This is a genomic window from Peribacillus sp. NPDC076916 (genome assembly GCF_050269675.1).
GTDB classification, from domain to species: Bacteria; Bacillota; Bacilli; order Bacillales; family DSM-1321; genus Peribacillus; species Peribacillus aracenensis.
The window spans coordinates 77,077-96,595 of sequence record NZ_JBNNIU010000003.1 but is presented as its reverse complement, the minus strand read 5'-3'; the positions used below and the strand labels follow the sequence as shown (position 1 = coordinate 96,595).

General features: G+C 41.9%; 23 protein-coding genes. 6 read left to right on the top strand and 17 right to left on the bottom strand.

Translation table 11 applies throughout. The annotated features are described in order from the left end of the window. Positions 1-27: 27 nt before the first annotated feature. The 6 genes from ACQKFG_RS09955 to ACQKFG_RS09930 form a co-directional block, all read right to left on the bottom strand. Positions 28-1,296, bottom strand: a complete 1,269-nt coding sequence (locus ACQKFG_RS09955) for a PTS ascorbate transporter subunit IIC (protein WP_076372259.1) — start codon at positions 1,294-1,296, stop codon at positions 28-30. 30 nt (positions 1,297-1,326) lie between these two features. Further along, on the bottom strand, positions 1,327-1,593 hold the full coding sequence (locus ACQKFG_RS09950) for a PTS sugar transporter subunit IIB (protein WP_076372257.1): 267 nt from the start codon (positions 1,591-1,593) through the stop codon (positions 1,327-1,329). A 17-nt stretch (positions 1,594-1,610) separates the two neighbouring features. Then, complete coding sequence (locus ACQKFG_RS09945; protein WP_347940452.1) at positions 1,611-1,877, bottom strand: PTS sugar transporter subunit IIB; 267 nt, start codon at positions 1,875-1,877, stop codon at positions 1,611-1,613. Next, positions 1,874-3,940, bottom strand: a complete 2,067-nt coding sequence (locus tag ACQKFG_RS09940) for a BglG family transcription antiterminator (protein WP_427558431.1) — start codon at positions 3,938-3,940, stop codon at positions 1,874-1,876. Before ACQKFG_RS09940 ends, ACQKFG_RS09945 begins: the two co-directional genes overlap by 4 nt. Before the next feature lie 571 nt (positions 3,941-4,511). Then, entirely contained in the window at positions 4,512-5,150 is a 639-nt protein-coding gene (gene ycaC / locus ACQKFG_RS09935; RefSeq protein ID WP_076372250.1) for an isochorismate family cysteine hydrolase YcaC, read from the bottom strand. A 177-nt stretch (positions 5,151-5,327) separates the two neighbouring features. Next, positions 5,328-5,888 carry an NADPH-dependent FMN reductase gene (locus tag ACQKFG_RS09930; RefSeq protein WP_427558427.1) on the bottom strand — a complete coding sequence of 187 codons (561 nt, stop codon included), beginning with the start codon at positions 5,886-5,888 and terminating at the stop codon, positions 5,328-5,330. Positions 5,889-6,115: 227 nt separating this feature from the next. Between ACQKFG_RS09930 and ACQKFG_RS09925 the strand changes: the two genes are divergently transcribed. Then, positions 6,116-7,207 carry a low temperature requirement protein A gene (locus ACQKFG_RS09925; protein WP_427558424.1) on the top strand — a complete coding sequence of 364 codons (1,092 nt, stop codon included), beginning with the start codon at positions 6,116-6,118 and terminating at the stop codon, positions 7,205-7,207. A gap of 133 nt (positions 7,208-7,340) precedes the next feature. Next, positions 7,341-7,781, top strand: coding sequence for a MarR family winged helix-turn-helix transcriptional regulator (locus ACQKFG_RS09920; protein WP_427558421.1), 441 nt, complete (start codon positions 7,341-7,343; stop codon positions 7,779-7,781). 45 nt (positions 7,782-7,826) lie between these two features. Here the strand turns inward: ACQKFG_RS09920 and ACQKFG_RS09915 are convergent, their stop codons facing one another. Next, on the bottom strand, positions 7,827-9,182 hold the full coding sequence (locus tag ACQKFG_RS09915; RefSeq protein ID WP_427559681.1) for a DHA2 family efflux MFS transporter permease subunit: 1,356 nt from the start codon (positions 9,180-9,182) through the stop codon (positions 7,827-7,829). Between the two features lie 36 nt (positions 9,183-9,218). Beyond that, a complete protein-coding gene (locus ACQKFG_RS09910; protein WP_427558418.1) occupies positions 9,219-9,779 on the bottom strand; it encodes a TetR/AcrR family transcriptional regulator in 561 nt (186 codons plus the stop codon). Between the two features lie 202 nt (positions 9,780-9,981). On the opposite strand from ACQKFG_RS09910, the gene ACQKFG_RS09905 reads away from it, so the two are divergent. Together ACQKFG_RS09905 and ACQKFG_RS09900 are read left to right on the top strand one after the other, a co-directional pair. Continuing rightward, the gene (locus ACQKFG_RS09905; protein WP_427558415.1) at positions 9,982-10,317 is read left to right on the top strand and encodes a hypothetical protein; all 336 of its coding nucleotides are present in this window, start codon (positions 9,982-9,984) and stop codon (positions 10,315-10,317) included. Continuing rightward, complete coding sequence (locus ACQKFG_RS09900; RefSeq protein WP_427558412.1) at positions 10,304-10,969, top strand: O-methyltransferase; 666 nt, start codon at positions 10,304-10,306, stop codon at positions 10,967-10,969. Before ACQKFG_RS09905 ends, ACQKFG_RS09900 begins: the two co-directional genes overlap by 14 nt. Before the next feature lie 72 nt (positions 10,970-11,041). On the opposite strand, the gene ACQKFG_RS09895 is transcribed toward ACQKFG_RS09900, so the two are convergent. The 6 genes from ACQKFG_RS09895 to ACQKFG_RS09870 form a co-directional block, all read right to left on the bottom strand. After that, positions 11,042-11,335 (bottom strand): hypothetical protein, encoded by a 294-nt coding sequence (locus ACQKFG_RS09895; protein ID WP_427558409.1) that lies wholly within the window; start codon positions 11,333-11,335, stop codon positions 11,042-11,044. Continuing rightward, positions 11,313-11,474 (bottom strand): hypothetical protein, encoded by a 162-nt coding sequence (locus tag ACQKFG_RS09890; RefSeq protein WP_427558406.1) that lies wholly within the window; start codon positions 11,472-11,474, stop codon positions 11,313-11,315. Before ACQKFG_RS09890 ends, ACQKFG_RS09895 begins: the two co-directional genes overlap by 23 nt. 129 nt (positions 11,475-11,603) lie before the next feature. Then, the gene (locus ACQKFG_RS09885; RefSeq protein ID WP_192206472.1) at positions 11,604-11,759 is read right to left on the bottom strand and encodes a DUF1540 domain-containing protein; all 156 of its coding nucleotides are present in this window, start codon (positions 11,757-11,759) and stop codon (positions 11,604-11,606) included. A 155-nt stretch (positions 11,760-11,914) separates the two neighbouring features. Continuing rightward, positions 11,915-13,708 carry a carbon starvation protein CstA gene (cstA, locus tag ACQKFG_RS09880; RefSeq protein ID WP_192206473.1) on the bottom strand — a complete coding sequence of 598 codons (1,794 nt, stop codon included), beginning with the start codon at positions 13,706-13,708 and terminating at the stop codon, positions 11,915-11,917. Positions 13,709-13,848: 140 nt separating this feature from the next. Next, positions 13,849-14,595, bottom strand: a complete 747-nt coding sequence (locus ACQKFG_RS09875; protein WP_427558402.1) for a LytR/AlgR family response regulator transcription factor — start codon at positions 14,593-14,595, stop codon at positions 13,849-13,851. Further along, positions 14,567-16,558 (bottom strand): LytS/YhcK type 5TM receptor domain-containing protein, encoded by a 1,992-nt coding sequence (locus tag ACQKFG_RS09870; protein ID WP_427558399.1) that lies wholly within the window; start codon positions 16,556-16,558, stop codon positions 14,567-14,569. Before ACQKFG_RS09870 ends, ACQKFG_RS09875 begins: the two co-directional genes overlap by 29 nt. A 727-nt stretch (positions 16,559-17,285) precedes the next feature. On the opposite strand from ACQKFG_RS09870, the gene ACQKFG_RS09865 reads away from it, so the two are divergent. Both ACQKFG_RS09865 and ACQKFG_RS09860 read left to right on the top strand, forming a co-directional pair. Further along, positions 17,286-17,606 carry a YbjQ family protein gene (locus tag ACQKFG_RS09865; protein WP_144528821.1) on the top strand — a complete coding sequence of 107 codons (321 nt, stop codon included), beginning with the start codon at positions 17,286-17,288 and terminating at the stop codon, positions 17,604-17,606. Next, the gene (locus ACQKFG_RS09860; RefSeq protein WP_427558396.1) at positions 17,606-17,833 is read left to right on the top strand and encodes a hypothetical protein; all 228 of its coding nucleotides are present in this window, start codon (positions 17,606-17,608) and stop codon (positions 17,831-17,833) included. The genes ACQKFG_RS09865 and ACQKFG_RS09860 overlap by 1 nt, the downstream gene beginning before the upstream one ends. Positions 17,834-17,850: 17 nt before the next feature. Here ACQKFG_RS09860 and ACQKFG_RS09855 read toward each other — a convergent pair whose 3' ends face one another. The 3 genes from ACQKFG_RS09855 to ACQKFG_RS09845 all read right to left on the bottom strand — a co-directional run bounded on the left by ACQKFG_RS09855 (position 17,851) and on the right by ACQKFG_RS09845 (position 19,490). Then, positions 17,851-18,003, bottom strand: coding sequence for a hypothetical protein (locus tag ACQKFG_RS09855; protein ID WP_349730590.1), 153 nt, complete (start codon positions 18,001-18,003; stop codon positions 17,851-17,853). 49 nt (positions 18,004-18,052) lie between these two features. Beyond that, positions 18,053-18,514 (bottom strand): carboxymuconolactone decarboxylase family protein, encoded by a 462-nt coding sequence (locus ACQKFG_RS09850; RefSeq protein ID WP_427558393.1) that lies wholly within the window; start codon positions 18,512-18,514, stop codon positions 18,053-18,055. 109 nt (positions 18,515-18,623) lie between these two features. Next, entirely contained in the window at positions 18,624-19,490 is an 867-nt protein-coding gene (locus ACQKFG_RS09845) for an RNA polymerase sigma-70 factor (protein ID WP_349730591.1), read from the bottom strand. Positions 19,491-19,519 lie beyond the last annotated feature (29 nt).

Here is a 19,519-nt window from a genome sequence, read left to right as displayed (position 1 = left end):
GTTTCTTTACCTTATCAGTATAACAGTTTAGGATAATCCTAAAAGTTTCATGACGCTTAGGATCAAGAGACCGACCACGCCAAAGTCCGAATCACCGAATGTGGTGCCTTCAAACCCTACATCCCCCAAGAAGACCAGGAGAATTGCCGGCAGGAAACTAATGATGAGCCCGTTGGCAAAGGATCCAAGCATCGCTCCGCGTCTGCCTCCTGTGGCATTTCCGAATACTCCTGCTGCAGCACCGGTGAAGAAATGCGGTACGAGCCCAGGAACGATTACTTTCAATCCAAGTGCCGGAAGGAGGAACATGGATAATAGTCCAGCCAAGAAACTGAATAGGAACCCGATGATCACTGCATTTGGAGCGAATGGAAAAATGGTCGGACAGTCCAATGCAGGTTTTGTATTCGGCGCGACTTTATCGGCAATCCCTTTGAATGCAGGGACGATTTCAGCAATTAACATCCGTACCCCTGCAAGGATGATATAGACTCCTGCAGCGAATGTTATCGCCTGGATGAAAGAGAATACGATGAAGTTCGAACCGCCGGATAATTCCGTTTCAATATAGTTCTGTCCGGCAAATAATGCGACGATCACGAAGAACATCGTCATTGTAAGCGATACAGCGACTGATGTGTCCCTCAGGAATCCTAAAGATTTTGGAACCTTGATTTGCTCTGTCGTTTTTTCCTTATTTCCAAACCATTTTCCAACAGTCGCGGATACAAAATATCCGATTGTCCCGAAATGGCCGATGGCAAAATCATCGCTTCCGGTAATCTTCCGTACGTATGGCTGAAGGAGGGCCGGGAACATCACCATGCATACTCCCAATAGAATGGAACCGACCAAGATAAGCGGAAAACCATTGAGCCCGCCGACCGAAAGCGTGACTGCAAGTAAACAAGCCATGAATAAGGTATGGTGTCCCGTTAAGAATATATATTTAAATGGCGTGAAACGAGCCAGCAAAACATTGACAACCATACCAAAAACCATGATTAGTGCAGTCGAAGTCCCAAAATCACTTTGGGCGGCTGCGACAATGGCTTCGTTATTCGGTATGACGCCTTGTACATTGAATGCATGATCGAACATTTTACTGAATATATCAAGGGCACCAATGAGCACTGCCGCCCCCGCTCCAATGATAATGAAGCCCATGACGGTTTTTAGCGTTCCAGATACAACATCCGCACTGGATTTCCGCTGTAACAGCAGGCCGATGAGGGCAAACAGCCCCACAAGTATGGAAGGTGTACCCAAGATGTCATTCATGATAAGTTCCAGCATTGCCTCTCCCCCTCTTCTTATGTTTACTTCTTATAGATGTGAAGCCAATTTCGATGTGATTTCAGGAATGCTCATCATGTTTTCCAGTGTGACGATCGTCCGGGTTCCATCATCCAGCTGACCGACAATATCCGCCGCTCCCAGGTAAATATCCGCCTGAACCGTTTTTGCGGATGCCAGATCCGTATGATCCACCTCGGCTGTCTTACCCATTTCCGTCAACGCTTTCTTCACATTCATCTCCATGATGAAGCTGCTTCCCAATCCATTTCCGCATACTACCATGATTTTCTTCATATCAATCTCTCCTTTTTTTATCCTACATGCATTTCCAATTTAGATTTGATTTCAGGGATGCTCATCATGTTCTCCAGTGTGACGATCGTCCGGGTTCCATCATCCAGCTGACCGACAATATCCGCCGCTCCCAGGTAAATATCCGCCTGAACCGTTTTTGCGGATGCCAGATCCGTATGATCCACCTCGGCTGTCTTACCCATTTCCGTCAATGCTTTCTTCACATTCATCTCCATGATGAAGCTGCTCCCCAATCCGTTTCCGCATACTACCATGATTTTCATTCCGCTTCCTCCTTCGAATATTTATGAACGTACTCCATAAGGACCGATTTATCTGAAGTCCTTAAAATTTCTTCTATATTGGCTGGTTCATTCAATAATTGAGTGAGCTGGATCAATGCCCGCAGGTGCGAATCGTTATCCACGGCCGCCAAAATGATTATCAGGCGTACCGGTTTATCCGGCGCAAAGTCCACGGCTTCATCCAATTTCAGCAAACTCATGGATAAAGACCTGACCCCCTGCTCCGGACGTGCATGGGGAATCGCCACTCCTGGCGTTATCACTACATATGGTCCATTCGTTTCTATCGCCTCGATCATGGCATCCACATACCGTTCCTCTACGGTTCCTAAGTCCACGAGAGGCTTGGCCGCGACTTGAATGCCTTCTTTCCAATCGGAAACATGCCGCTGTAATTGAATCGTTTGCATATTGAGCAGTTCTTCTAACACAGGCTTCTCTGCCTCCTTTAAAGAAAATTGGGTTATTTTTTGTGTATGGGTATACACATTCGACTTCAAAGCCTTTTCAAGTTGATCCTGTTCATGGATGGTTGCATACTTGGATATGATCTTTAATAAAGCTGCAACATCCACACTTTCCGTCGTATATCCATACAATTCCTGCATGACCTGCTGGCGCAATGTATGTTTGTCCTGCATTTCCAAAATGGGCGGTACAACGAATAATGCCGCTTTTGTTCTCATATGCACCGTTGAAAAAACAAGATCGTACGACAGTGGGTATTCAGCCGCATTTCTAACGGACAGAACGTCCAGGAACAATATATCCGGAAATAATTCCCTCAATGTATAAATGAGGATATTGCTGATGCCAATGCCATTCGGGCATACGACAATTGCCCGTTTTCGATCATCCAATGTCGTCCCTTGCCTGCGCAGCCAGCCGCCAAAATAGACGGTGAAGTATGCGACTTCCTCTTCCGATACCGGACAGCCAATTTCTTTCTCCAGCACCCACAGGGATTTTTTTGTCAAATGATGCAATTCAGGATAGACCTTCTGCACCCTTCCCGTCATCGGGTTCATTTGCGGGAGACCATACCGCAGGCGATGATATGCCGGTTTAAAATGAACGTATAATTGTTGGCATAGCTGTTCTTTGTCTTTCAAGTGAACAAATGCCAGCCTCTCGAACTCTGCCACGATTTCCTGCAAAAGATGTTGAATGGCTTCATCATCCTTAAGAGGAGAAATATCCTTCGTTCGATTCATGCTCAATAAATGTAAGGTTGCGTATAAGTTTTCCGTTTCGCTCCATACTGATTGAAAGGCATTCGTTCTGGTCATTTCCTCAACCATTTTGTATTCTTCCGTCGCAACAAACGGCGCCCAGCTATGGTCTGCCTGTAACTCTTCCCCTTTTCCTATGAGCTGATCTGTACATAGAAATAAATAGCTCAGTTCATGAAGCCGTTCATCCGTAAAGGTGATGCCCAATTTACGTTCGATCCTTTCAAGCTGTATCCGGATCGGGCTGATTTGCTTTTCATGATTTCCCCATATGCATTCCATGATCAACTCACTATTGGGACTGTTCAGTACATCATGCACGAGACGTTCAATGATATATCTCTTTACTCGGGTTTCCCCAATCACCACATAGCCATCTTGTTTGGAATACTGGACTTTGAGCGATATGTCCCTGTTTTTCTCTTTAAGTCTTTTTAAATCCTTCAACACCGTATTACGTGAAAGCCCGGTGATCGCCTGGAAATGATAGACGGACAATTCTTCTCGGCTTAACAGGATCATGAGGTAAAATACTTTTTCCCTATCTGTCTCTGAAAATATATAATTGCGTTTTGTCAGTTTTACATTCAATTCTTCATCCCTGATCGTTTCAGAAAAGGAGTAGCCCATTTCACGATTATATTGAATCGGTTGATATCCATGAAATTGGAGCCAGTCATTCGCTTTGCTCAGACCATATTGGATTTGCCTTCTCGTCAGACCTGTTTGGGCTTCAAGTTCTTTCATTTTTGAAATGGGCGAATGCTGTAATAGTTTTAGTAAATTGGCGCTTCTTTCATCTAAAAACATTCTAAATCCCTCTCCCTGCTTCTACGATATCTCACTTCTTATTAAAAATGTAGCGTTTCTAAGTCCGAATGTTGTCATTAGTACTGCACAATAATATACTCTTTAAACAATTGTGCACAATACCGCATCTTTTTATTTCGTAAGCGATTTACAATAAAATTCGAGGCAGATTGGAATGCATGATAGTGAAGTCAGGGGCGGGGTGTAGCTGAGGGTTTGGAATGATGAGCCGTTTTAAAGGGGCTAAACTTTGGCGATGGAATTAGGAATACGCATTCTTCAGCCAATCAAAATGGCATATTTTACAAAACCCTCAAAAAACGTTCGGAGTTGATTTCAGAAATCCATTGAGGGTTTCATAAAACAGTCAAAAACCATTAAGGAATCTTGTTTTTAAAATCATAGTCCATTCCCATCCAAGTTTTAAAACAAAGCCTCCCGGACCGCCCGCGGAAAGCGAGTGCCTGGAGAGGACAAAATTCTACTAATCATAAAAAAACTGTAGGCAAACTCGATTTTCATCAAGTTTGCCTACAGTCTGAGAAGGGAAAAATGTCCCTTCCTTCATTCTTTATATCTTGCTGAAATCACGCTGAGCTCCCCTATAGCTTCCGATTATATTTTGATAACCTGGAAGCTGGCTGGAAAGTAAAGCACCAAAACCTTCGACATCGTTGCGCCAATCACGTTGTAATTCGCACGCTACGCTAAACCAATTCATAAGCTGCACACCGCCATGGGCCATACGTGCTAAGGCTGCATCAGCTACCTGTTTGCTGACTGTTCCAGAAGCATCCGTGACAGCGAATACTTCATAACCAGCGTTCAAAGCGGAAAGTGCCGGGAAAGCAACGCAGACATCCGTAACAACGCCCGCGATGATTAGTTGTTTTTTTCCAGTTTCTTCGATTGCTTTAACAAAATCTTCATTATCCCATGCGTTAATTTGTCCAGGGCGAGCTATTTTTGGTGCGTGAGGAAAGAGTTCTTCCAATTCTTGCATGAGGGGTCCGTTCGGTCCGTTTTCAAAGCTCGTTGTTAAAATGACTGGCAAATCAAAAAACTTGGCGGTGTTGGCAAGAGCCATAACATTGTTCTTGAATTCATCAACACCATAATCACGCACTAGCCCTGAAATAAGACCGGTTTGATGATCCACTAGCAGAACGGCAGCATCATCTTTGGAAATACGAGAATAGAGATCAGACATTTTTAAAGTCCCCCTTTTATTAAAGCTATCGAAGAAAGTTCATATGTAGGGAAATTCCCCCAACTCCTTCGTTGGTTGCAATCAGTTTATAACTTAACTGATTGTTATTTATAAGTTTATCTATATACTTATAGCCTGTCAATCATATATATAATAAGATTCATTGACTATGGCTAATTAATCTAGAACTGGAGTGTGATCGATCCAATGAATGAATTGTTGTAAATAACGCTCAAGATAACGTTTTGTTTGATCGTCAGTAAGAACTTTCCGATCAGAATCAATCTTTTTATGTACTTGAGATATCAGCATTTTTTGAAATGGAAGAACATGAACTTGCATGGCCTCCAGTATTTGCCTGATTTGCATTTGAGCAAATGCAGTGCCCATTCCCCCAGGAGTTGCCCCGATCAGGCCAACTGGTTTTTTGGTAAGTACAGCGGACTCCCGTGGTCTTGATGCCCAGTCCAATGCATTTTTTAATACGCCTGGTATTCCGGAATTATACTCTGGGCTTACGATAATGATACCGTCAACGTCCTGAACGGCTGATTTAAATGACGGCACTGTTTCTGGAATGCCGCTTATTTCCAAGTCTTCGTTAAACAACGGCAGATCATGAATTTCGATCCAGCGAAATTGATAAGAATCAACCATCCCTGTCAATGATTGAGCAATGATTCGATTATAAGAATTTTCCCGTAAACTGCCACAAATAAGGCCGATGGTTCTGGTCATCTACTTCCCTCCCATTTTGAAATCATCTCCTATAGTACCATAATATACCAAAGTCGAAAAAGTGACGTTATTCCTAATCACTAAATATGGCAAAACATAATAGCTGGGTAAAAAGAACTTCCTAAAATAAACATGAATTCTAAATTGAATGCACCAAAGTCCCTCTTCCATTTCCTGAATATTTACAACATACTATAAACTATAAGGCGATCGGGAGGAGTGCGGAAATGGATGAAAAGAAAGTTACATGGTTAGAGCTCTTTTATGATTTGTTATTTGTGGCAGCCGTTGCGGGCGCCACTCATGTTTTACTGCATGTTGAAGATGGATATATCCATCCAGAGTATTTATTTAAGTTCATGTTGATTTTTATTCCTATCTGGTGGGCTTGGGTAGGGCAAACCATATTTATTAACCGGTTTGGTAAGGATGTATTTCATCAACGGCTATTTTTGATATTGCAAATGTTCTTTGTCCTCATTATGACATCAAGCTTATCTGTTGATTTTGATCCTTATTATCTTTCTTTTTTAATTGGTTATATTGGCTTAAGAGCCGTGACTGCCATCCAATACCTTGTTGTACAGCGGATAGAAGAGGGAGTTCGAAAAAAGGCAGCACTCTTTTTGGGAAGGTATTTTTGGATTGGAATCGCCATTTCATTGTTCTCCGTCCTTTTTGATTCCTGGCTTCGATATGCTGTGCTGTATTTGGGCATCCTGATCGATATCATCATCCCAATCCTTGGAAGAAAGTGCTTAGAAAAGGTCCCTACAAATACGGCCCACTTGTTGGAGCGCTTTGGTCTATTTACCATCATTCTCTTTGGGGAAGCTCTTGTGAGCACTCTTGCGGTCATTCAGCCTAAACAAGGAAATTGGGATTCGATAGCCTTTTCCATCATTTCATTTGCCCTGATAATAGCTATGTGGTGGCAATATTTCGATAACATGGAAAAAAAGGTCGACAAGTCTGTACAATCTTCCGGCCAAATCATCATTTACGGTCATCTGTTTATTTTAATGTCCATAAGCATGATTGCAGCAGCCATCAGATTATTGTTTTTACATGAAGTCCATTATTCATTTATCTTATATTTTGTTTTCGGTTCCGTATTGCTCTATTTCATGTCAACCACTTTTGTTTTCCATCAATATAGACATAAGCACCAGCGGTTGCAAATCTATCATTTAGGATTATTTTTAGGGATTTTAGCTATCTTTTTTATTTTTAATTTGTTTGTCGGGGTACCGAATATTGTGATAATAGGCGAATTAACACTGTTTTTTATCATCTTTGCTAAACTAACGACTACATAATGAAGGAATCAAAGAAACCAGTATCAATTGATCATACTGGTTTCTTTAATTCGAGGATGGAAGTTTTTGCATTTGACACCCTATTGGTTTATTCATAAACTGATTGTGACGAAGAAAGAATGAGGTGACATTCATGAAAGAAAACACAACGAATCCCTCAGCATCTAATGAGGAACGACTAGGTTTAATGTTATGGTTCCGAATAACACGAATATATAACCAGAGCATCCGGGAATCCAATCAACATTTAAAGGAATGGAATCTATCGGCAGCCCAATTCGATATCCTGGTTCAAGTGGGTTCACATGAACGATTGTCTCAGCAAGAACTGGCAAACAAGCTTTTTGTGACAAAAGGCAATATCACTCAATTATTAAGGAAAATGGAAGAGTTGGGATTGATTAAACGGGAACAGGAATGGAAAACAAAATACCTTTCATTGACAGAGGAAGGAAAAGAGTTTTTTCATGAAGTTGTTCCAAAACAAGAACATTTTCAAGCATCACAGTTTGCCAACTTGAATGAGGCAGAAAAGCAGCAGCTTTTAGCTTTACTTAGTAAAGTTCAAAAATGAAAACAGATCACCTGCTAGAATGGTGATCTGTTTTTTTTACCTTTGTTACTTCGGTTTTTTCATGAACAGTGAAAGCACCACATTCACGATGGCGAAGATCAAACTGATTTTAAATACAAGTGATGAACCGGAGGCAGCTGCTGCTGGTAAATCATTTGCCACATCTATCAAGTAGCCATTTTGCTTCGCAGAGAATAGCGAAACCATGACCGCTATCCCAATTGCCCCTGATACTTGCTGTGATGTTTGCGTAATCGCGATGCCATCCGGATAGAATCGTTTTGGCAATGCATTCAATGTATTCGTTTGTACTGAAGCGAGTACCATGCCAATGCCAAGCATCATCACGATATGCGTAACAACCATGATCCATAGTGCTGTTTCTGTTCCATACATTGCATATAGCCCGTAGCCAATGACAACCAGCATCGTTCCTGGTGTGATTACGGTACGAGGCCCATATTTATCAAACAGTCTGCCGATTATCGGAGCAAAAACGCAGTTTAATAGACTTCCTGGCAGCATGATCAGCCCCGTGGCGAACGCAGAAACCAATAACGCCATTTGCATATACATCGGTAAAACGACCAGCATCGATAACATGTTGAGGAATGTAATCATGTTCATCGCAAGACCTAGCACAAATAGTGGGTATTTGAATGCTTTTAAATTCAACATCGGGTTTTCCATCTTTGTCTGACGGATTGCAAAGAGGATTAGGGCAATCAATCCAACGGTTATCGTGCCAATTACCGTCATGCTCGCCCAACCATGATCCCCGCCTACACTTACACCGTATACAACCCCACCAAAGCCAATCGTCGATAACACAACTGATAAGATATCGATTGATACTTGTCGAGTTTCATTGACATTCGGGATATAGAGATAGCCGAAGATAAGCGAGAATAGCAAGAATGGAATTGTAAACCAGAATATCCAATGCCATGATAACGTATCTAAAATCATTCCTGCCAATGTAGGACCGAATGCTGGACCCGCCAAAATGACTAAGCCCATCACACCCATTGCCCCGCCGCGTTTATTAGGTGGGAAAATCGTGAAAATGACATTTTGCGTCAATGGCAAAATGATCGCCAGGCCAGCTGCCTGAATGACACGGGCCGTCAATAACACACTAAAAACCGGTGCTACTGCAGCGATGGCCGTTCCGATGATCGAAAAAAATAAAGACGCCATGAACATTTGGCGTGTAGTGAATTTTTGCATTAAAATTCCTGTTACTGGCACTAAAATACCAAGCGTTAAAAAGTAGCCTGTTGCAAGCCACTGTATAGTCGTCGCATCCACGCCAAAAATATGGCTCAATTCACCTAAGGCGATGTTCAATGCGGTTTCACTAAATAGTCCAACAAAGCCTGCTACCAAAAGGGCAGCCATTATCGGTCCTGTTTTAATATTTTTATTATCCACTTGTTAAAACTCCTTCAATATATTGGGTAACATTTGCGAAATTACTTTTAGCGGCTTTGCCGATGTTTCGGCCAAACAAAGCATCATTGCCCCTTCGATGGAGGCTGTCATCATCAATGCAATATTGGAAGCTAACTCTTTTGAAAATCCATCTTCTATAAGCTTATTAAAATAAATCCCTTGAATTTTCACATAAAGTTCGGCGCAAGCCTTTCGTACAGGATCACTTAATGTGGCCATTTCACTTACCATGCTGCTAAATGTGTAACCCGTAATCGTCCCTTCCCTTTCTAAATGGACGATTAACTTTTCAATCATGTATTTTGTCGCTTCTAACGTTGTCGGATACCGTTCAAAAATTTCCACGATATCCGTCGTAATTACTTCATTCAAGGAATGAAGGCAAGCGATTAATAATTCTTCTTTTCCATTAGGGAAATGGTGATAAAGCGAACCTTTCGTAACATTACATACTTTTAAGATTTCGCTTAGTCCAACACCTTTATATCCTTTTTGCTGGAAAAGAATCGTCGCATTCTCGATTATCAACGATTTTGTATCCATTTCCGTAGCACACCCCCACCATACCAACCGGTCTATTTGTTACTATAACAAAAAAAATTCTTTGAATGTAAGTACTTTTTTGACTCTCTAAATAACGAATTCACAATTTAGACAAACTTTTTATAAACGGTATTTTAATTTTTCTATTCTATTATCAGTCGACACTTTGTATACATGTGTATACACAAAAGGGGGTTTTAACATGAGAAAGGAAAAACTCAAAAAAGAAGGCCATTACAAAGGAAAAGACCACGGCTCACACCATCGTGGACCAAAAACATTTCGCCGCGGAAGGGCCATTGCTTTTTTAGAAATGATGAATATTAAACGTTCAACCATTAAGGAACAGTTAGATAAACCAGAGTTTCAATCCATTAATCAAATCTTAGTCGGTGAATTGAAGGCCATTGATATGTTAATCAACGAATTCATTCAATTATTTGAAATACAAGAAAATGAAACAACCGATAAGAAAAGTGAAGAAAGAGAAACCTCCAATAATGATGAGAAAGGATTGGAAATGAATGAAACAAATTAACAGTTATATCGATTCAGTATTTTATACAAAAGATCCCCTATTGGAAGAAGTCATTACATCCATACAAGAAAACGGAATGCCGTCCATATCGGTATCCCCCTCATCCGGGAAACTTCTTACAATGCTTGTATCCATTTCAGGGGCTAAAAATGTTTTGGAAATAGGGGCTCTTGGGGGCTATAGCGGGATTTGCCTTGCCAGGGGATTCGGCAGCGAAGGAACATTAACCTCCCTTGAATTAAAAGAGGATTACGCAAAGTTAGCTTATGGCAATCTATCCAAAGCCGGCTTTGGCGATCAAGTATCATATATGACCGGGGCAGCTCTGCAAAGCCTTGAAAAACTCGTTCAGGATAACAAGAAATTTGATTTTTTCTTTATAGATGCCGACAAGGACAATTATGAAAATTACCTGCAATATTGCATTAAGCTGGCGGAACCTGGTGCTTTGATCGTCATGGATAACGTACTTGCGAGGGGCAGTGTCGCATATCCGGATGCTGAACCTGAACGTCACACTGCATTCATGAAGGCATTCAATGAAACGGTCGCCAAACACCCTCAACTGGAATCCGTGCTCATTCCGATCGGTGATGGGCTGACTCTTTCAAAGGTAAGTGCTCAACTCACGAGTAATGGGCTAATCGAGTAAGTGGCGAATTCACGAGTAAAACAGCCAAATTCACGAGTAAATTGCCCAATCTCACGAGTAAATTGCCCAATCTCACGAGAAATGGGCGAATTCACGAGTAAAATAGCTATATTCACGAGTAATTTGCCCAATCTCACGAGTAAAATGCTCAAATTCACGAGTAAAACAGCCAAATTCACGAGTAAATTGCCCAATCTCACGAGTAAAACAGCCAAATTCACGAGTAAATTGCTCAATTTCACGAGTAAAATAGCTATATTCACGAGTAAAGTGCTCAATCTCACGAGTAAAACAGCCAAATTCACGAGTAAATTGCCCAATCTCACGAGTAAATTGCCCAATCTCACGAGAAATGGGCGAATTCACGAGTAAAGTGCTCAATCTCACGAGTAAAATAGCTATATTCACGAGTAAAACAGCCAAATTCACGAGTAATGTGCACAATTTCACGAGTAAAACAGCTAAATTCACGAGTAAAGTTGCGAACTATCGCCCAAACTATCATATTTATCGCCTAAATATCCTTTTCATGAAGAAAAATGAAATGAATTTCTATAATCTTGAATGAAAATGATTTTTATTATCAATAATAAAAAGAAAGAAGGGTAACCAGTTGATGGTTACCCTCGATGATTTAAATTTCTGGATCAAATGTTTTGCAATCCGTTTCTTTGCTATTTGTTGCTTGATTCCCTTTATGGCTGACAACATAAATAGCATCTGCACTGCATTTGTTTCCAGAATCCCAATATTTACAATTATTCACTTCACATAGAACATCTTTTGCCATCTTATCACACCTCCTCATTTGCTATCATTAACAAAGTTGAGATTATTGATACTTTCCTTTTTCAGGTTTTTGTTAAGGCAAACGAAATTGAGGGGGTTTTCTAACACTCGCAACGAACAAAAATCCGGGCAGTTTCCACCCGGATTTTTTTATGCTCATGCTGTTCTTTTCAGTAGTTCTGCTTGTGGTATTTTCCAAAGTTCCCGCCATTTTTTCAAGGCGGCAACCAGAATGATCAAGCCCAGGATTAACATGGTGATCGATAAAATTCCGTTCAAGATGCTGAATCCTGCAGAGTCCGGGTTCAGGTATACGTTTCTGACCATCCAATACCCTGCTACATTAACCGTTACATATAAGTAGGCAAGGGGTACGAGGCATGTCCACATATACCAGCGTTTGTCTGCAATTTTCAATACGACGGTCGCACCGATGATGAGTCCAATCGAGGCCATGAGCTGGTTGGATACGCCAAAGAGTGCCCAGATCGAACTAATGTCCCCAGAGTAAAGCAGGTATCCCCATATAAAGCAGGCTAACGCGCTGGCGAAGATGTTACCCGGCAGCCAGTCGACCCTTTTTAATGGTTTATAGAACTCTCCGAAGAAGTCCTGGATTAAGTAACGGGCAACACGTGTCCCTGAATCGATTGCGGTTAGTATGAACACCGCCTCGAACATGATGACGAATTGGAAGAAAAACGAAGCCAGTTTGTCAAAGAAGGGAATTTCGGTAAAAATATAGGTCATGCCGACAGCAAGTGTAACTGCGCCGCCTGTACGTCCTTCCAGATTAATGCCGATTTCTTCACTAAGTTCGTTAAGGTGCACGGTTTCCATACCTAATGTTTGAAATACTTCAGGTGAAGAGTTAATCGCAAAATAATCTCCTGGCTGCAGCGAGACCGCAGCAATCAGTGCCATGATGGCAACGACACATTCCACAAGCATCGCTCCGAAACCGACGGATTTGATATCACTCCAACGGTTTAACATTTTGGGGGTTGTGCCCGATCCGACAAATGCATGGAATCCTGAAATCGCCCCACAGGCGATCGTTATTGAAATGAATGGCCAAACGGGTCCGGCTACAATCGGGCCCCCGCCATTAATGAATTCGGTAAACGCAGGAAACTGGATTTCTGGATTTACCACGAAAACGCCGATAATCAATGCGGCAAAAACACCGATTTTCATAAATGTACTCAAGTAATCACGTGGTGCCAGCAGCAGCCAAACAGGCAATGCGGCAGCGAAGAAAGCATAGATCGGCAAGATGATGGCAAGTGTGCTTGCCTCAAGTGTCAATAAGTCACCAAGTGCCGTTCCTTGAATGTTCGGGCCAAGTAAAATCGCGGCCATGATAAGCGCAAACCCGACGATGGTCGCACCTTTCAGATTGCCGGTTTTTTTATGGTAAAGCCCTACTCCCATGGCGATGGGAATGGTGATCCCGACTGCAAACGTCCCCCATGGATTATTTTCCAAAGCATGCAGCACGACCATTGATAGTCCTGCCATCGTGATCGTAATGATAAAAAGCATCGCGAGTCCTGTACAGAAACCTGCTACAGGTCCAAGTTCCTCTTTCGCAACTTCCGAAAGGGATTTGCCGTCTTTCCGCATCGACGCGAAAAGCACGACGGCATCATGGACGGCTCCCCCGATTACAGCCCCGATTAATAGCCATAATAAACTTGGCAAATAACCGAATTGTGCAGCAAGGATCGGACCCACCAATGGACCGGCCGCTGCGATGGCTGCAAAATGGTGGCCGAATGCCACCCATTTATTTGTTGGAACATAATCTTTTCCATCTTCTAATTTATGGGCCGGAGTCGGCTTCGAATCATCGAGTTTTAATACTTTAAGTGCTATGAATGTCCCGTATAAACGGTAGGCAATCATTAATATACAAATGGAGCCTATGACAATTGTAACCGCATTCATATTTGAACCCCCTCTATTCTTACATCGTAAAATGATGATATCACAATGAAAGCGGCTTCAATGGGTTTTCAAGTTATAATGCAGATATCGGGGGATGGACTGCATTATGAAGAAGATAAAATGCAGAATTATGAAAATTTTTAAAAACCGATAAGCTGCCTTAGCTCCTTCACATATGTGCGGCTTACCGGAATGTTCGATCCGTCACTCATAATGAGATTATAAGTCGAGTTGAACCAAGGCTGTATTTCAGATATATGGATGACATTCACGATAAAACCACGATGCACCCGTATAAATGAGCGATTATCGAGCTTCCTTTCAAGCACGATGAGGGGCTCACCGATTTTATATTCATTTTCTTCGGTCTTAATGATCGTCTTTCCTTCCACGAGTCCTATGAACAAAATATGATCCCGGTCGATCAAAACGATCCGATCATCTATCGATACAGCCAATTTACCAGTCTGTTCCACCGCCGTATGGCTGGCCGGAGGTGCTGTCCTGGATTCACCTTTCTCGCTTTGCCGCTGCTTCATGAGCTTATCCAATGTTTGCCGAATCCTTTTTTCATTAAATGGCTTTAATAGATAATCAAAGGCATATAACTCGAAAGCTTGGAGGGCAAACTCATCATAAGCGGTCGCAAAAATGAGCGAAGGTGCAGGGTCAAGTTCCGCCAATTGCTTAGCCAAATGCAAGCCATTGCCTTCTGCAAGCTCAATGTCCAAAAAGACAAGTTCGGGTTTAAGGCGGGAGATTTCCCTCATGGCATCTTCTATCCCCTCGGCCTCACCCAAGACTTCAACTTGCCTGCTTCTCTTCAATAGATATTTCAATTCGTCTCTTGCCAGTGGTTCATCCTCTACGATAAATGCTTTCATCATCGTTGACATATGCTCCTTTTTCGTTGAGTGGTATTGATATTTTCACTTGTGCTCCGTGCCCCGGTTCACTTGCGATCGAGAGGCTGGCCTGTCCTTTATAGATCCCTTCCAGCCGTTCACTGATATTATGAAGGGCCGTTCCTGTACCCTTAGTCGATTCTACAGCATGCTTACCCAACTCATCTATTCTCCCGCACGAAATCCCTTTTCCGTTATCTTCCACAACAATTTGCAATGAATGGTCTTTAAAGTATGCGTGAATGATGATTTCACCTTTACCTTTCACAGGTGGAAATGCATGGTGTACCGCATTCTCAACTAGCGGCTGTAACGTGAATGGAGGGATGAGAACTTCCTTAAGCCTTGGCTCAATGCGGTAGTCGATATGATATTTATCTGGAAAACGCGCCTGCTCCAAGGATAAATAAGCGTTAACATGCTCCAATTCCTTTTCCAGCGGCACAAGAATTTGTCGGGCCCCTTGTAAATTAGAACGAAAGAAGGCACTGAGCTCCTGCAATAAATTTCTTGCCTTCTCGACATCCGTCCGGCATAGAACGGATATCGTATTAATTGCATTGAATAAAAAATGAGGATGTACCTGTGCCTGTAAGGCCTTAATTTCAGCATCCTTCAATAATTTCGTTTGCATTTCCGCTTTAGCGAGTTCCAATTGAGTGGAAAATAGTTTTGCCAACCCTTCAGCTAACTCTTGTTCCACTTGGCTTAATTTATCCGGATGCTTGAAATACATCTTCAAAGTCCCGACCGTTTTCTGTTGGACCTGCAACGGCAGGACCACGGCCGCCTCCAATGGGCATTGATCATGGAAACAATAAATGTCCTTTTTTGTTTTGGCCACGATGATTTCCCCTTGTTCAAGGGCCTTTTTCGTTAAGCCTGTCGCTATTCCCACCTTTGGGACATGGTGATCGGATGCAGCACCCACATGGGCAAGTACGCTATGTTCATTGGTAATGGCCACGGCGTCGGCTTCAGTCAGCCCCAAGATGATTTCGGCTATTCTCTTGCATGATGTTTGATTCAGACCTTGCCGGAAATAGGGCAAAGTCTGATCCGCAATCAGGAACGCAAGATTGGTTTGTACAGCCCGCGTCCGTGCCTCGTCCCTCGTGATCGACTGAATGATGAGCATGAACAGTAAAGTCCCGAACCCGTTGATGATGATCATGGGAAGTCCAATTACTTGTACGAGCTCCCACGCCCTTTCAAATGGTTTGGCCGTCATCAGGATGATGCCCATTTGGATCGCTTCCAATGCCATGCAAATGGGAAGGGCGAACCAAGGGGTGATCGTCCCATGCTTTCGGCGCCTTTTCCCCAAAAAACCCGATAAAACCCCAGCCAAAATCGCAGCGATCGCACATGCCCCCGCCGTAAAACCCCCGAGAAAATAACGGTGAATGCCCGCAATCAAACCTACTCCCAATCCAACAAAGGGTCCACCCAGCAAACCGCCGATAGCCACGCCCATAATCCTTGTGTTGGCAATCGCGTTCTCGGGAGCAATCTCAGCATGCCAATTCCCAGACCAATCCCACTCCGGCATGGCATGATTCCCGATTTCGATCCCTGTATAGTTACTTATGATGCCGAACGTCCCAAAAAGTGCAATAAACATGATTTTCTTGGACAAATCATGTTCATGGCCTATCATTTGCCGAAACGGTTTCATATAGGAAAGCAGGAATGCGGCGATTACGATGATTCCCACTTTTTCAAACAGCGACGGTAATAAACCAACCAAAACATTCACCCCATTTCTGGCTTTTTCATTCATCTTACACCAGCGATGAAATCCTTGTCGAATTTTGTTTTTACACCGATAATCCAAGAACATGGAAACAACAGAGGAACCTCCATTTACAGTGGTTCGTTCAATCCCGGTATGATCATTCAAAAAAAAGCCTATGAATACCAAGGCTTTTTTAAGTATCAACATCCTCATGTAGATATTTATCAAGGTTTTCGAAGTTCCTGACAGACTCTGTGCATTAGTTTTATGTTATTGCAAAAGGCTTTTTTCGTAAAGATTGTTGTTTTTAAAACGAAACGATTTAAGGTTGATTGGAGCGGAAGTGCGAGACTCCTGCGGGAGCAGCGGGACAGGTGAGACCCCACAGGAGGCTCACCGCCCGCCCCGCGGAAAGCGAGCATTGGAGGGGAAATCAACCACACCGCATTACTTGGTGAATAGCAACAAAGTATGCGAAAACAGCCTTGCAAAATACCACTGTAAAAACTAAAAATCAAATCTTCGGGGATAAAGAAATAGCCTGATAATCTGCATATAAATGTTTCTGCAGTTCGTAATTATATAAATAAACGGTTTGAAGAGTTGGATATAACATAACCTCCAGATCACAATTCATCTGCTTAAAATTTCATCCCATTTCTTTTCTGCGAAATGGGATTTTTTATGTTTATTCGAAATATGCTAGGTGTTAAACAGGATGAAGCTTGTATTATGTTAAAATTTAAAGGAATGGTATAATTTTTTTGCTTGATAAACAGGTAATCATTATTAAATGGAGGTAACACAATAGCTGAAGATATGCCTTCTGTTTATGGAGAAATATTAAAAAAGAGTATAGGGCTGCACAGCACATAGATATAAAAGATATTGTGGGCTTACTTTCAATAAAGTAAATAAGATGGAGGCGATTATTATGTTGGTAGTTACCACAGAAAATATTGAAGGTTACAAAATTGTAGAAGTGAAAGGACCCGCCTTTGGTCTAATTGTAAGAAGCAGAGGGATTGGCGGCGATATCATGGCAGGGTTAAAATCCTTAGTAGGCGGAGAAATCAAGCAATATACAGCTATGCTTGAAGATTCAAGAAAAGAAGCTATGGACCGTATGATTAAAAATGCCAATCAAATGGGCGCAAACGCAATTGTAATGATGAGATATGATTCTGGGGAAATCGGTAAAAATATGAGTGAAATTGTTGCATATGGAACTGCCGTTATTGTGGAGGCAATATAATGAAATTCATCATAGGGTACTATATATTACAAATTGTTATAGTTATCTTATGCATTTTACTTGGATACTTTATCTATGATAAACGGTTTAAACGTAATCACGGTGTAAAAGTTCCTGATGGATTTCATCCGACAGATGAAGTAAATATGGACCCTGTGACTGGAGAAAAAACAAGAGTGTATTATAATCCTGAAACAGGTGAACGCTTTTATAAAAAAGAAAAATGATTATAAAAAGCCACGTTTCATACAAAAACGTGGCCTTTTATAATGATGCTTGATGTCCATTGGTTGTTTCGCAAAAGTTTGCTAAACTTCATGCTGATTTTATAGATGAATCCCGTTAAATCAGCATTCATGGGTAAAAACTGGGACCAAATCGCTTCGCGGATGGTCATCTAATTTATATCCTAATTTGTGTTGCATACAAGGGATTTTAATCCAAAATTATTTTTGAATTACGGGCTTATAGTGCCCGGGGATGTTTTGAGCTGAGATGGCCAATCTGTTCCAGCCGTTGATCGTGATGATGATGGTAACGAGATCGATATATTGTTTTTCATCAAAATGAAGGCGGACCCGCTCATACAGTTCATCAGGTACACCGTTTGCAGAAATGGCCGTGACCGCTTCCGTCAATTCCAGCGCTGCCCTTTCCGGTTCAGAATAGAATGGTGATTCACGCCAAGCACTCAAGCAGTAAATTCTTTGTTCCGTTTCACCCATTGCCCGGGCATCCTTTGTATGCATATCCAAGCAGTACGCACAGCCATTGATTTGAGATGCGCGAATTTTAATCAATTCAATTAATTTGCTATCGATTTCCGTTGTTTTCTTGTACTCCTCCAATCCCATCATTAATTTGACCACTTCCCGATTTGTCTTCATGTAGTTAATGCGTTGTTCCATGTCTATCTCCTCCATTAAATCTTTTTGGTTCCACTTATAAGACAAAATAGGGTTTTGATTTGTGACATACAAAAAGAGAGAGCCCGTTATGAGCCCTCCGTCTACCCTATTATGGAACAGGAATATGTTTTAATTTATCGGGATTGGTAACAATAAAGATTTTTCGGATATTTTTTTGCTTTGAATCCAATTCAAAGCAGATGACTTTGACAGGCTTTCCTTCTTTCATTTGCAAAATTCCTTCCTGACCATTGACCATCACCGGAAGAAGTTCTCCTATGAAACTTCCTTTAGCAGACACTCCTGTAAGAAAGGAGAATACGCGCTGTTTGTTTACAATCGGATTTAAGGCAGATAGCACTTTTCCTCCGCCATCAGTAACAAGGACAACATCTTCTGTAAGAATATCCAAAAACTCCTCAAAGTTTCCTGTCGTAGATGCCTTTATGAATTTTTGTGCCAATAGATCGACATGTTTCGTATCCCCCGGATGGACTGGCAGATCATTCTGTAATTTCTGCTTAGCCCGGCTGTAGATCTTTCTGCAGTTCACTTCATTCTTTTCCAGCATTTCGGCAATATCTTCATAGCTGTAAGCGAATGCTTCTCTAAGCACGAAAACCGCTCTTTCAACAGGTGAAAGCTGTTCCAGCAAAACGAGGAAGGCATATGCAACCGTTTCATCCGTTACAACCTTATCTAAAGGCTGATCTGTTTCGTTTACCCGAGGTTCGGGCAGCCAAGGTCCTGTGTAAACCTCTCTTCTCTTTTGGGCTGAATTTAAGAAGTTCAGACAGCGATTAGTCGTCATTTTCGCAAGATATGCTTTCATGTCCTTAATTTGTTCGGTATCAAGCTTAAGCTGCAGGAATAAATCATGAACGATATCTTCTGCGTCGGTAACAGATCCAAGCATCCGGTATGCGATGGAAAAAAGAAAAGGTTGATATGTCTTATATAATGTATCCAACTCCAATTGCTTCACCTATTTTCAATCAAATTCAT